We start from the raw sequence: 13439 nt of genomic DNA, 5'->3' as shown, positions 1-13439 counted from the left end.
GTATCAATAACAGTAGTTAAACCGCGTAAATTTATGGATATCGCCCTAATTGTTAAATTTCTCGCGCCCTGTCTGCCTTTTTTGCTGACTATGGGTAATAAAGCCGCAGAAGGAGCATCTCAAAAAATAGGTGAGGATGGTTGGAATAGAGCTAAAATGATTTGGGCTAAGTTACAGCCGAAGGTAGAAGCAAAGGAAGCTGCGAAAGAAGCAGCAGAAGATGTAGCTAAAAATCCAGATGATGAAGATTTACAAGTGAGTTTGCGGGTACAGTTAAAAAAGATTTTGGAAGCTGATACAGCACTTGCTGAAGAAATAGCCAAGATTTTACAAGCAGGAACATCTGATAGTGGTTCTTCTAGCGTCAATGCTCAATCTTACGATGAAAGTACACAGATTAATGCAGGACGTGACGTTGTTAACCCAAATTTGAGTAGGACTTATAACAACAGCCCAAAGTAACCGCCAATATTGCTGTTTTTGGTGCTGCACAGCAAGAAATGTTGGCATTGCTAGAAAGCAGCACCAAACAAGAATCACCAGGGGTTTTTAAAGCAGGAAACCCTAGTAAGAGTTTGGCTAATTGGCAAGGCAGAAAAGCAGAAATTGCCGATTTAAAACAATGGCTAAATAATCCAAATATTCCTCTAATTGGCATCGAAGGCATTGGTGGTACTGGCAAATCAATGTTAGCTGCCTATATTTATGAAAATGTAGAAATAGGAAATTTCCGCAAACGTTTTTGGGCTGATGTTAGTTATGGGGCAGTTTTTAGTGATGTGGCTACTCAAGTTTTGCAAGATTTTGGTTTTCGTGTACCAAATCAAGAAACAGAGTTAGTACCAGCTTTAGTGAAATGTTTGCAGTCAGGTGAATATTTACTGATTATTGATAATTTAGAAAGTCTATTAAAAACAAATGGATTTTGGGGAAGTCAATTCTATGAGGAATTTTTTACAACTTGGGTAGAATGTGGTGGTAAAAGTAAAGTCATTGTCACTACTAGAGAAAGACCAGAATTACCGAAAAGATGGGAATGGCTACCCTTATCAGGTTTAAAGATAGAAGATGGAATTAAATTATTAACAGTATTAGGTATTCAGGGTAATTTAGAGGAATTTGTTAAATTAGTAGATGGCTATCCTTTGCTGCTGCAATTTGTGGCAGATTTATTAAAAGCAGAATATCCCCAAGATTCCAATTTAAACAGGTTAGAAAGTTTAGGTTTAGGAAATTTACAGCAATTATTAACAGATAAAAAGGTTGTAGGTGTACACCGTCGAGAAAATGTGGCGATGGTGTTGGTATTAGATGCCAGTTGGCAGCGGTTGAGTGATTTCCAAAAGTCGCTATTACAAAATATTAGTGTGTATCGTGGAATCGTAAATAGTCAAGCTGCGGTAGCTGTTTTACCAGACACTGCAAAAAAAAAGATGACGACTAAATTATTTGGTAATGATCACCCTACAAGAGATATTAAGGAAGAATTAAGAAATCTCGTTAAGCGTTCTTTTTTATCAGAAAAACTGATTGATGATTGCAGATGGTTTGAGTTTCAGCCTGTGGTTTTGGAATATGTGCGGTATAAAGCTGGAAATCAGACAGCAGCACATCAAAAAGCTATTAATTATTATCGGTCAATTGCTAAACAATCAGGTTGGCAGACTAAAGATGATATCAAGGAATATCTAGAAATATTTTATCATTTTTATCAGTTAGAAGATTATGACTCAGCCTTTGATGCGATTCACCATTGCAATGATTTTTTGACCTTACGGGGTTATTATGCCAACCAAGTAGAGTTATATGGGCAATTAGTAAGTAAATGGGCAGAAATTGGTGATAGACAAAATCGGAAATATTCAGATTCTCTAAATTCTTTAGGCGATGCTTACAGGTCTCTGGGACAGTACCAAACAGTGATTGAATATAGCCAGCGGTCTTTAAAGATATCTAGGGAAATTGGCTATGCCCTGGGAGAAAGTAATTCTTTAACTATTTTAGGTCTTGCTTACCAATTCCTGGGAGAGTACGAAAGGGCGATTGAATATCACCAGCAGCCTTTGGAGATATTTAGGCAAATTGGCCATGCCTGGGGAGAAAGTAATTCTTTAAACAATTTAGGTAATGCTTATTACTCCCTGGGACAGTACGAAAGGGCGATTGAATATCAACAGCAGTCTTTGGAGATATTTAGGCAAATTGGCCATGCCTGGGGAGAAAGTAATTCTTTAAACAATTTAGGTAATGCTTATTACTCCCTGGGACAGTACGAAAGGGCGATCGCTTTGTACCAGCAGTCTTTGGAGATATTTAGGGAAATTAGCGATGTTCAGGGGGAAAGTAGTTCTTTAGGTAATTTAGGCAATGTTTACAACTCCCTGGGAGAGTACCAAAGGGCAATTGAATATCAACAGCAGTCTTTGGATATAAAAAAGAAGATAGGGGACATTCAGGGGGAAAGTGCTTGCTTAAACAATTTAGGCAATGTTTACAACTCCCTGGGACAGTACGAAAGGGCGATTGAATATCAACAGCAGTCTTTGGATATAGCTAGGCAGATAGGGGATATTCAGGGGGAAAGTAATTCCTTAAGGGGTTTAGGTGATGCTTACAACTCCCTGGGACAGTACCAACAAGCAATTGAAAACTACCAGCAGTCTTTGGAGATAGCTAGGAAAATTGGCGATGTTCAGGGGGAAAGTAATTCTTTAAGGGGTTTAGGTAATGCTTATTACTCCCTGGGACAGTACCAACAAGCAATTGAAAACTACCAGCAGTCTTTGGAGATAGCTAGGAAAATTGGCGATGTTCGGTGGGAAAGTAATTCCTTAAACAATTTAGGCAATGCTTACAACTCCCTGGGACAGTACAAAAAGGCGATCGCATTCCACCAGCAGTCTTTGAAGATAAAAAGGGAAATTGGCGATCGCAATGGTGAAGCCTTATGTTTATTGAATTTGGGTTATGCTTATTTTAAGTGTGGCAAAATTAAGGAAGGCTTTGCAGCATCTTATCAAGTCCAAACAATTCGCCAAGAACTTGGATTGCCAATATTTTATCCCCAGTGGATGAAATCATTAATAAATTTCGCTCAACATGGTTATTTGCAATTAATTTTGTGTTTTATTTTTGGGCTGATAGCCTTTCCTTTTGCCTTAGTGTGGATTGTTATAATATATTTATGGCTCTGGCTACGCGGTTGGTTTCGGCGATGACATAAACTGTAAACATACCTGATAGAAATTTAATGTAAATTCAAAGCTGTAAAATCCAATGTATGACAACATCTGTAAATATCTCGCCCAACACTTCCAAGCAGACTTAGCCACATGGTTACTAGGTTCACCAGTTGAATTAACAGAACTGAGTCCAACAGAATTATCAAATGAACCAATTCGCGCCGATTCGTTAATTTTATTACAATCAGAGAACTTAATATTACATATTGAATTTCAGACCGATGGTAATAAAAATATACCCTTTCGGATGTTAGATTATCGAGTTAGAGGTTATCGGCGTTTTCCTCATAAAGAGATGCGCCAAGTAGTGATTTACTTGAGAAAAACAGATTCTGAATTAGTCCATGAGAATAGTTTCAGGTTAAACAAAACTTACCATGAGTTTGAAGTAATCCGTCTATGGGAACAACCAACAGAACAATTTATGACTGCGCCCGGTTTATTACCATTTGCCGTGCTAAGTCAGACAGAAGATCCTACAATGGTATTGAGCCAGGTAGCACAAGCAGTCGAAAAAATTAAAGATCAACAACAACAAAGGGACATAGCTGCTGCCAGCAGTCTTTTAGCCGGGTTGGTGTTAAATAAAAATGTAATCAAGAAAATTTTCAGGAGTGAGATTATGCGCGAATCAGTAATTTATCAAGACATCCTCGAAGAAGGTGAAGCCAAAGGTGAAGCCAGAGGCAAAGCTGAAGGTGAAGCGAAAGGTAAGGCTGAAACAACAAGAAAATTGGCTATAAATTTATTACGAATCGGTATGAATTTAGAGCAAATTGCTGAAGTTACTGAATTATCTGTTGAACAAGTTCAAGCTTTACAACAAGAAATCCAATCATTGTAAAACTGAGTATTTGTAGTGATTTTTCAGTAAAGAGTGCGATCGCTCTCCGTAGGCATCATGTATACCTCACAACTAACGAAGATGAGCGATCGCCTTTCACCAGCAGTCTTTGGATATAAAATAGGGAGATAGGGGATGTTCGGGGGGAAGCAATTTCTTGGTTTAATTTAGGTCTGGCATTAGTCGGTTGTGGCGTTGGGTAAGTGGCTGGTTTCGGTAATAAATAAAATCTGTTAAGTTATAATTAATCTCATGTGTTAATTCCCAAATCTTTAAAAATCATGGTTTCAAATTTATGAATAGCCAAACTATACCTACTAAAAATATTGCAGAATATTTCAACTTTCTATCTCCTGGAGATATTAGACTAAAAAACTCCAGAATAGGAATTGAAACAATCCTTTATGAATACATTGATTGTGGACGTTCTCCAGAGGAAATTGCTCAAATATATAAATCACTTTCCTTAGAACAAGTCTATGCGACTATTCTTTACTATTTGCAAAATAAAGAAGTTATCAGCGATTACATGAATAACTGGATAGAACATGGTCATAAAATGAGAGAACAACAGCGACTGAATCCCCCACCAGTATCAGAAAAACTCCGTCAACTTAGAATAGAAAGACAAGCGAAAATATAAGGAAATGACAATTAAATATTTAATTGATGAAAATATCAATCCTTTATATCCAAAACAAATTAAACTCAAAGAACCTGATATTATTGTTCAGGTAATAGGAGAAACAGGAATACCACCGAAAGGGACACTTGATCCTGAAATTCTCTGTTTGTGTGAGGAGAATAATTTTATATTAGTCACAAATAACCGTACTTCTATGCCAGTACATTTAGCTGATCATGTTGCTGTGAATCGTCACATACCAGGAATTTTTATTCTTAATCCTAATTTAAGTGTTGGTGACAATATAGAAGAATTAATCTTAGTTGCTTTAGCTTCAGAAGATGGTGAATATCAAGACCGCATAGTTTATTTACCCTTACCATAATAATGTTGGGTTTCCTTGCGTCAACCCAACCTAAACAGCGAAAACCCTTTACCTATTCGCTAAATATTGATACATTTCCCATCTAGCATTAACTTCAGCTTGCGCTTGTTCTAACAACAGCTTCGCAACCTCCGGTTTACTCTTCGTCAACATCTTAAATCGGTTCTCTTGATACATTGATTTTTCCACCGATTCAGAAGGTGCTTTCATATCCAATTGTAAGGGATTTTTACCCTGTGTTTGTAATGCCGGATTATAGCGATACAATAACCATCTTCCTGCCTCTACTAATGCCTTTTGCTGTTGTAAACCTTTGGTCATGTCGATACCGTGAGCAATACAATGACTGTAGGCAATTATCAAAGATGGTCCATCAAAAGCTTCCGCTTCTAAAAATGCTTTGAGTGTATGTTCATCTCTCGCACCTAATGCCACACTCGCTACATACACATTACCGTAAGTCATGGCCATTAAACCCAAGTCTTTCTTTGGTGCAGGTTTTCCACCAGTTGCATATTTAGCGATCGCACCTTTGGGAGTTGCTTTGGAAGATTGCCCGCCTGTGTTAGAATAAACTTCGGTATCCATGACAAGGATATTGACGTTTTTACCACTGGCTAAAACATGATCAATACCCCCAAAATCAATGTCATAAGCCCAACCGTCACCCCCAACTATCCAAACGCTTTTCTTGACAAGATAGTCTGCGAGGGATTTGAGATTTTCAACCGCAGATAAACGCTGATTAACGCGGATATTCTTTTCTTCTATCTGCGTGTATCTGTGTGCATCTGCGTTGGTAATTTCTTCTAGCTTTTGTTTGAGAACTGCGACTCGTTCCCGTTGTTCCCAAATGTCAGCTTCATCTTTTTGTTCAGCGTTGAGAATGCCGTTGACCAAATTATCCCCTAACTCACCGCTGAATTGTTGCAATAATTCCGCTGCAAATTGCGCTTGTTTGTCGAGGGAGAGACGATAACCAAAACCAAATTCCGCGTTATCTTCAAACAGGCTATTAGACCATGCAGGCCCTCTACCGTCTGCGTTTTGACTCCAAGGAGTTGTGGGTAAATTTCCCCCGTAAATGGAAGAACAGCCGGTAGCGTTGGCAACGAGAGAGCGATCGCCAAATAATTGTGTTAATAATTTAAGGTAGGGTGTTTCTCCGCAACCAGCACAAGCACCGGAAAATTCAAACAAGGGTTCCTGTAATTGCTGCTGACGAATTTGGTTTAACTTCAACTTTGTGCGATCGGGATTTGGTAAACTTAAAAAGAAATTCCAGTTTTCCCGTTCTTGTTCCCGCAATGGTAACTGCGGACTCATATTAATAGCCTTCCGTGTCGGTTCTGCTTTGTTTTTTGCAGGACAAACATTAACGCAGATAGTACAACCTGTACAGTCTTCTGGTGCTACTTGAATGGTAAATTTCTGGTTAGCGAAATCTTTATCTTTCGCGTTAGTTGATTTGAAAGTTATCGGTGCGTTAACTAACTCACTTGCTTGATAAGCTTTAGCACGAATTGCACTATGGGGACAAACCATCACGCATTTCCCGCATTGAACGCAGACATCTTCATCCCATATCGGAATTTCTTCTGCAACGTTGCGTTTTTCCCATTTTGCAGTTCCACTAGGGAAAGTTCCGTCAGCAGGTAAAGCACTGACAGGTAAATCATCACCTTCCCATACTATTATTTTTCCAAGAACATTCTCGACAAATTCGGGTTTAGTGATTGGTAATTGGTAATTGGTGATTGGTGATTGGTAATTCTCCTTTTTGGGAATTTCAATTTCATGGAGATTTTCTAAGGTGTTGTCCACAGCTTGTAGATTCATGCGGACGATTTCTGCACCTTTTTTACCATAGGTTTTTTCTATGGCTTGTTTGATTTTAGCGATTGCTTCTTTTTCTGGTAAAACTCCCGCTAAAGCAAAGAAACACACCTGCATGATAGTGTTAATTCTTCTACCCATGCCGCTATTTTTTGCTACTTGACTAGCGTTAATAGCATACACTTTCAGGTTTTTGTCAATAATTTGCTGTTGTACTTTTGGTGGTAAATTTACCCAAATCGTATCAGCCTCATAAGGACTATTTAACAGCAAAGTTGCCCCCGGTGCGGCAGCCTTTAAAATATCAATACTTTCAACAAATCCCCAATGATGACAACCGATAAAATTAGCTTGATTTATCAGGTAAGTTGAACGAATTTTCCCAGCACCAAATCGCAAATGAGAAACAGTCATTGAACCGGATTTTTTAGAATCATAGACAAAATAACCTTGGGCGTTATTATCTGTTCCTTCACCAATAATTTTGATAGAATTTTTATTTGCACCAACCGTACCATCAGAACCTAAACCGTAGAACATAGCGCGAACCACATTATCCGGTTCTGTCGAGAAATTGGCATCAAAATTCAAAGAGGTAAAAGTTACATCATCATTAATCCCAATAGTAAAATGATTCTTGGGTTTAATTTGGGTGAGGTTATCAAAAATACTCTTCACCATTGCAGGAGTAAATTCTTTAGAAGAAAGTCCATATCTGCCACCAACTATTTTCGGGAATGTGGTTTTTTTCCATCCTTCATAAATAGCTGTCACCACATCTAAATATAATGGTTCTCCAGCACTTCCAGCTTCTTTAGTCCTATCCAAAACAGCAATAGATTGGACACTATTAGGTAAAGCTTCTATAAATCTGGCTACATCAAAAGGACGATAAAGCCGCACTTTCAAGACTCCAACTTTTTCCCCTTGTTGATTTAGATAATCCACAGTTTCATGTACTGTTTCACAACCAGAACCCATAATCACAATTACTCTTTCTGCATCCGGTACGCCATGATATTCATAAAGTTTGTAATATCTGCCTGTGCGTTGTCCGAATTTATCCATGATATTTTGGACAATATCAGCACAAGCATTGTAATAAGGATTTGCACCTTCACGAGATTGAAAGTAAACATCAGGATTTTGGGCTGTTCCTCGTAATACTGGCTTATCTGGTGTTAAGCAACGCTGACGATGTGCAGATACTAAAGATTGGGGAATAAAACATTGTAAATCTTCATCTGATAATAGCTCAACTTTTTGTACTTCATGGGATGTTCTAAACCCATCAAAAAAGTGCATAAATGGTACTCGTGCTTCTAAAGTTGCAGCATGAGAAATCAATGCAAAATCATGACTTTCCTGCACAGAAGCCGAACACAAAAAAGCGAAACCAGTCGCCCTAGCAGCCATGACATCACTATGATCACCAAAAATAGATAAAGCATGAGTAGCTAAAGAACGTGCTGCAACATGAACTACTGCACTTGTTAATTCACCTGCAATTTTGTATAAATTAGGAATCATTAATAACAATCCCTGAGAAGCGGTGAAAGTTGTACTTAGTGAACCTGTTTGTAATGCACCATGTACCGCAGCAACTGCACCACCTTCACTTTGCATTTGGGTGACACTGGGAACAGTACCCCAAAGATTCGGTTTATTTTCTGACATCCAAGCATCAGCCCATTCACCCATTGCAGAAGATGGAGTAATAGGATAAATAGCAATTACTTCGTTTAATTTGTAAGCTACACGTGCAACGGCTTCATTACCATCAATTGTGGCAAAAGATTTGTTCATGATTCTCCTTCCTGTCTCTTCTCTGGTTGTTTAAACTGTATGCAGAGAAACCAAAAATATAAGCATTGAAAATAGCTAAAGTCAGGAAGTTATTTTGTGATATTTTCTACATTTTTATGAATTGATAATTATTAATTACGAATTATTTTGACTTTTAGCCAATCTTTTAAATTTTAGCAGGTGGTAAATATCCTATCTATATCAATATTAATGTTGTACTCAATATTTATCGTCTTTGATTTATCAAGGTTTGATGATTGTTATAGGGTAGAGGTGCGGGAGATTTTTGGGAGAGGGGAGTAGTTAGGAATTTTTCAAATCTTTGATGTATAATTAAATTCATTCCCTTATTTACAGCGAATTCAAGAATCAAGAGTAAGTTTTAAGTGTAAGTTCTGAAATTAACGAATATGAAAAGATTGATTTTGTTTAGGTGCAGTAGATGGACGCTGAGGTATTTGATTTCGCATTAAAAGTAAAGGAAGACTGAGTAAACCAAAAACCATAACTACTCCAGTCATAATCAAAACTGGTAAACGTTTAGGTCTATAGTCTCCTTGCTCAATTTGCTGAAAAATTTGATTGTATCTCCATGCGGCTAAAGCAATTGTAAGAATACCAAATACTACTAAAAAAATACCCAAGTTTTCAGAATTGATTAAGGGGTTTACAGTAGTTTCTTGTTCTGTAAAAGCAACATTAATTTGACGTAAAAATATACCAAATCTAGAAATTGCAAAACCGAAGCCAATTAAGGCAATAGAAGTACGTAGCCAAGCTAGAAAAGTCCGCTCGTTTGCTTGATGTTCTCGGATACGATCAATATTAGGCAATTTACTGCTCATAAAATCAAATTCCTTAATTATCTAATATAAAACGGTGATGTAGGTATGATATAACAATTTATGGCGTTGCAATTGTGCCATAAATTTTCAAAAAAAATCAACGATTTATCAATCACATTTAGATAACATATGTGGTCAAGGAGAGAAAGTATTCATTATTGAAATAATTTTGCCATGTTATCAATTTCATGCATAAATCCGCACGAAAAAAGTATAACTATACTGAGGATCTACTAATGTTAGTTTACTACTAAATCTTAAGTATGTGTGTAAAATTAATGTTGCATTTTTAATGCTGTATCCTTGATTGGATAAGGCACAGAGGTAAATGAGATGTGCAAAAAAACTTTGCCTTCCTATTTATTAGATGTTAAGCTATCTGCGAGACTTTAAAAGTAGATGATATTTTTTAACCTGATATTTTTTCCTATATTTGAAAAATAAATCTACTATCTCTGCATTAATTCACAAATTGTGTACAAGAGTTTAATTGAACAATATGACACAATCTAAAGCCATTCAAGAACCGCGTATTTTCCAGATTAGCCGTTTGTTTAGTAACCTGCGTGGTGATTTAACAGGAGGACTGACAGCAGCTGTGGTAGCTTTGCCTTTGGCATTAGCCTTTGCAGTAGCCAGCGGTGTGGAACCAAAGGCGGGAGTATATACCGCTATTGTTGCGGGTATTATAGCGGCAATTTTTGGGGGATCTCCAGTACAAATTACAGGACCTACGGGTGCAATGGCCGTCATCTTGGTGGGAATTGTCGCCAAGTACGGTATTGAGAAGGTTTGGATTGCTGGGGTAATGGCTGGAGTTATTCAGGTTGCTTTAGGGGTAGCCAAACTCGGACAGCTAGTGAAATTTATTCCCTATCCGGTGACAGCAGGTTTTACTAATGGTATCGCGGTCATTATTTTTTGTGGTCAGCTAAATAATTTCTTTGGTTTAAAACTACCCCGCAGCGACCATTTTTTGCCAGGAATTTGGCAAACTGTAAGTCATATAGAAGGGGTAAACTGGGCTGCGGTTGGGTTAGTAGTGGTAGCGATCGCAGGAAATGTACTCTGGCCTAAAATTAATAATACAATACCAGGCTCTTTGGTGGGGTTAGTGTTGGCAACTGGTATCGCTAGTTATTTTCATCTGGATGTGCCGAAAATTGGGGCTATTCCCCAGTCTTTGCCAATGTTACAAACGATTCCCCACTGGAATGATTTTAGTCTAATTCGTGAACTCATTAATCCCGCTTTAGCTTTAGCAGCCTTGGGGAGTATTGAGTCATTGTTGTCAGCGGTGGTGGCTGATGGTATGACCGTGAGTGAGAAACATAATAGCGATCGCGAATTAATTGGTCAAGGCTTGGCTAATATCATTGTCCCATTTTTTGGCGGCATTCCCGCTACAGGTGCGATCGCTCGAACTGCTGTCAATGTCCGTTCTGGAGGCAAAACCCGACTCTCTGGGGTAATTCATGGCGTAGCCTTAGCCATCATCATCTTAACCTTAGCACCCCTAGCTTCACAGATTCCCCTAGCTGCACTAGCGGGCATTCTCATGGTAGTTAGCTTGCGGATGATAGAGTGGGAAGCCATCAGCTTACTATTTCGTGCCACCTACTCTGACTTTGCCGTCATGATTCTCACCTGGTTGGTGACAATCTTATTTGACCTAGTTCTCGCAGTCGAAATCGGTTTAATTGCCGCTGGTGCTTTATTCATCAAACGCATGAGTGATTTAAGCCTAGCCAAAATTCCCGAAACCGAAGTTTTCCCCCCCGGTATTCCCCTCGAATTAGGTAAAGAAATCGCCGTTTATCGCGTAGATGGCCCTGTATTTTTTGGTGCTGCGGAAAGATTTGTCACTTTCCTTCGGGAACAACCAGAAGTAAAATATTTGATTCTACGGTTGCGGTTTGTCCCGAATATGGACACCACTGGATTAGTAGCCCTAGAGGATATTTACCAAGACTTAAAACGCCAGAATTGCCGCTTGATTCTTACAGGTTTACAACCCCAAGTCCAACAGCTATTACAACGGTCAGGATTATTAGCAAAAATAGGATTGTCAAATTGTTTTGAAACAACTACAGACGCTATTTATTCTCTTAGCCCTGAAATTAACAGCAATACAGAAATTCAGGAGTATGGTTAAAACCACTGGTACGACCTAACTTAGCAAAGCAACTGAATAAACTTGACTCAAGGTTTATTAGGTAGAAGAGGATTAGTAATTACACAAGGATTAGCATCACATTGTTGCTGATATAATTGATTGACATAACTTTTTTGCCAAGCCAGGGGAATTTCTAACAAAGATAAAGTTCCCGTCATTCCCAAACCTAAAAATAATAAGAGTGCAACACAATTAGCAATAATATGTACTTTCCGCCAAAGATTGGTTTTGTCTTTATAAATTTCCGGTAAAATTGCCAAAGATATAATCATTAATAAAACCGCAGCCATCCCATAATAGTAATGAGACATATACCATTTATTTGTTAGACGATAAACGCCATCTTGGCAACCAAGGACTACTAAACCCATACCTGTCAGAGTAGCAAACACACCACGCCAATTTTTATCTTTGGCTTTAGCTTTATAGAGGAGAATTGTAGAACCTATCGTTGCCGCAAAAAGCAAGACAATAAATACTACTTGAAAAGATGATTGCCGCCAAACTTGCTTTTCCAAAATATCACTAAAAATAGCAAAAGCTAGTACTATTAAGACAATACTAATAACAGAACCTGTTAACCAGCGACCTAATTGGACGTGTTCTTGTCCTGCAACTGGCGGAATTTTGCTTTTACCTGTAGCTATAGTTTCTAAGCGACGTTGACGTACTTGTAAAGCACGATTTAGAACTATACCAATTAACGGAAAAACTACCGTTACAGCAAGAACTGGATGCAAGAGTAAGATTATATCTTTGAGTGTCATATCAACTATTAAAAGTATTTATCGAGTTCTGAAAATTAAAAAAAACACATTAGGAATAATACCTAAAATGCATTGACATTTATCTGTGGTCAAAACCACAAATCTTGGTCTTAGAAAACTCCACAAAAAAGATGAACTGCTTGCAGCAGCGCTTCGCTATCCAATCTTGTGGGATGGGCATCCTGCCTGTCCTTGTATTATTTAGCAGACATCTTGCCTGCACCACAAAAAATTTTGGGATATTTTTTTATTTGCAAGTCTCTTAAGAAAATAGTAGGTTGGGTTAAGCCACAGCGCAACCCAACAAAACCCCTAAAATGTGGAGTTTCCCTACATTACACATCATTTACCACAAACAGGTAAGAGAACTCCACAACCTACACAGTGTCAGATTGTTGGATTTAACTGAAATATTTTGTAGTAAAAATGTAAATTAACCACAGTGAAAAAAAGGAACAAATTATTTGACTTCGCTAGGTTGAAATCTAGTTACTTTACCTTGCTTCATATTGACTACCACATCATAAGTAGCACAGTAGGCAATAGTCACATTGTTGGCTTTATTGTATAAATTAACTACCATGCCTGCACCACCTGGTTGTACAGAAATTGGTTCTAAGTCACCAAAAAAGAAACGACGTAGTTGATCACCGCTACCAAACTGGCCTTTATTTTTCATCAGCATATCAATCTTTTGTTTAGTAGTTAAGCCAGTAGTATCTTTCATTTCGGCTTTCTGCATTTGCTTAACTTCTTGGGCTGATGCTTGAACTAAACTAGGATTAATAGCTTTGAGTGGAGCATCCCAGACTGTCATCATACCAGCTAGAGCCACAGTTGCAAGTAGAGAAGAAGTAAATTTCATTAGCGTTTTCCTGAATTAATTTCAACTATGCAAAGCATCCCATTCAAT

The 13439-nt window shown here is 38.0% G+C and carries 10 protein-coding genes; 6 read left to right on the top strand and 4 right to left on the bottom strand.

The window, feature by feature from the left end; genetic code table 11:
• Positions 1-33: 33 nt before the first annotated feature.
• The 5 genes from ACOWPH_RS26130 (at position 34) to ACOWPH_RS26110 (ending at position 5096) form a co-directional block, all read left to right on the top strand.
• Complete coding sequence (locus ACOWPH_RS26130) at positions 34-462, top strand: hypothetical protein (RefSeq protein WP_015213031.1); 429 nt, start codon at positions 34-36, stop codon at positions 460-462.
• 38 nt (positions 463-500) lie between these two features.
• Positions 501-3218: a tetratricopeptide repeat protein gene (locus ACOWPH_RS26125; RefSeq protein ID WP_096713097.1), complete on the top strand. Its 2718-nt coding sequence runs from the start codon at positions 501-503 to the stop codon at positions 3216-3218.
• A 58-nt stretch (positions 3219-3276) separates the two neighbouring features.
• Complete coding sequence (locus ACOWPH_RS26120) at positions 3277-4086, top strand: Rpn family recombination-promoting nuclease/putative transposase (protein ID WP_015213028.1); 810 nt, start codon at positions 3277-3279, stop codon at positions 4084-4086.
• 295 nt (positions 4087-4381) lie between these two features.
• Positions 4382-4729 carry a DUF433 domain-containing protein gene (locus ACOWPH_RS26115; RefSeq protein WP_015213027.1) on the top strand — a complete coding sequence of 116 codons (348 nt, stop codon included), beginning with the start codon at positions 4382-4384 and terminating at the stop codon, positions 4727-4729.
• Between the two features lie 4 nt (positions 4730-4733).
• A complete protein-coding gene (locus ACOWPH_RS26110) occupies positions 4734-5096 on the top strand; it encodes a DUF5615 family PIN-like protein (RefSeq protein WP_015213026.1) in 363 nt (120 codons plus the stop codon).
• 48 nt (positions 5097-5144) lie between these two features.
• On the opposite strand, the gene nifJ is transcribed toward ACOWPH_RS26110, so the two are convergent.
• Positions 5145-8738, bottom strand: coding sequence for a pyruvate:ferredoxin (flavodoxin) oxidoreductase (gene nifJ, locus ACOWPH_RS26105; RefSeq protein ID WP_015213025.1), 3594 nt, complete (start codon positions 8736-8738; stop codon positions 5145-5147).
• Between the two features lie 401 nt (positions 8739-9139).
• Positions 9140-9583, bottom strand: coding sequence for a YidH family protein (locus ACOWPH_RS26100; RefSeq protein ID WP_015213024.1), 444 nt, complete (start codon positions 9581-9583; stop codon positions 9140-9142).
• Positions 9584-10082: 499 nt separating this feature from the next.
• On the opposite strand from ACOWPH_RS26100, the gene ACOWPH_RS26095 reads away from it, so the two are divergent.
• Positions 10083-11738, top strand: a complete 1656-nt coding sequence (locus ACOWPH_RS26095; RefSeq protein WP_015213023.1) for a SulP family inorganic anion transporter — start codon at positions 10083-10085, stop codon at positions 11736-11738.
• 47 nt (positions 11739-11785) lie between these two features.
• On the opposite strand, the gene ACOWPH_RS26090 is transcribed toward ACOWPH_RS26095, so the two are convergent.
• Positions 11786-12526 (bottom strand): DUF4079 domain-containing protein, encoded by a 741-nt coding sequence (locus tag ACOWPH_RS26090; protein WP_015213022.1) that lies wholly within the window; start codon positions 12524-12526, stop codon positions 11786-11788.
• Positions 12527-12986: 460 nt separating this feature from the next.
• Positions 12987-13391, bottom strand: a complete 405-nt coding sequence (locus ACOWPH_RS26085; protein WP_015213021.1) for a hypothetical protein — start codon at positions 13389-13391, stop codon at positions 12987-12989.
• Positions 13392-13439: the final 48 nt, after the last annotated feature.

The organism is Anabaena sp. PCC 7938, assembly GCF_049315035.1.
Taxonomy (GTDB): Bacteria; Cyanobacteriota; Cyanobacteriia; order Cyanobacteriales; family Nostocaceae; genus Anabaena; species Anabaena cylindrica.
The sequence above is the reverse complement of the archived record's forward strand: the minus strand, read 5'-3'. Positions and strand labels throughout refer to the sequence as shown.

What these genes read in the sequence shown, in the direction of transcription:
- ACOWPH_RS26130 (WP_015213031.1), top strand. Translation starts at nt 34, where the DNA reads ATGGATATCGCCCTAATTGTTAAATTTCTCGCGCCCTGTCTGCCTTTT.
- ACOWPH_RS26125 (WP_096713097.1), top strand. Translation starts at nt 501, where the DNA reads ATGTTGGCATTGCTAGAAAGCAGCACCAAACAAGAATCACCAGGGGTT.
- ACOWPH_RS26120 (WP_015213028.1), top strand. Translation starts at nt 3,277, where the DNA reads ATGTATGACAACATCTGTAAATATCTCGCCCAACACTTCCAAGCAGAC.
- ACOWPH_RS26115 (WP_015213027.1), top strand. Translation starts at nt 4,382, where the DNA reads ATGAATAGCCAAACTATACCTACTAAAAATATTGCAGAATATTTCAAC.
- ACOWPH_RS26110 (WP_015213026.1), top strand. Translation starts at nt 4,734, where the DNA reads ATGACAATTAAATATTTAATTGATGAAAATATCAATCCTTTATATCCA.
- nifJ (WP_015213025.1), bottom strand. Translation starts at nt 8,738, where the DNA reads ATGAACAAATCTTTTGCCACAATTGATGGTAATGAAGCCGTTGCACGT.
- ACOWPH_RS26100 (WP_015213024.1), bottom strand. Translation starts at nt 9,583, where the DNA reads ATGAGCAGTAAATTGCCTAATATTGATCGTATCCGAGAACATCAAGCA.
- ACOWPH_RS26095 (WP_015213023.1), top strand. Translation starts at nt 10,083, where the DNA reads ATGACACAATCTAAAGCCATTCAAGAACCGCGTATTTTCCAGATTAGC.
- ACOWPH_RS26090 (WP_015213022.1), bottom strand. Translation starts at nt 12,526, where the DNA reads ATGACACTCAAAGATATAATCTTACTCTTGCATCCAGTTCTTGCTGTA.
- ACOWPH_RS26085 (WP_015213021.1), bottom strand. Translation starts at nt 13,391, where the DNA reads ATGAAATTTACTTCTTCTCTACTTGCAACTGTGGCTCTAGCTGGTATG.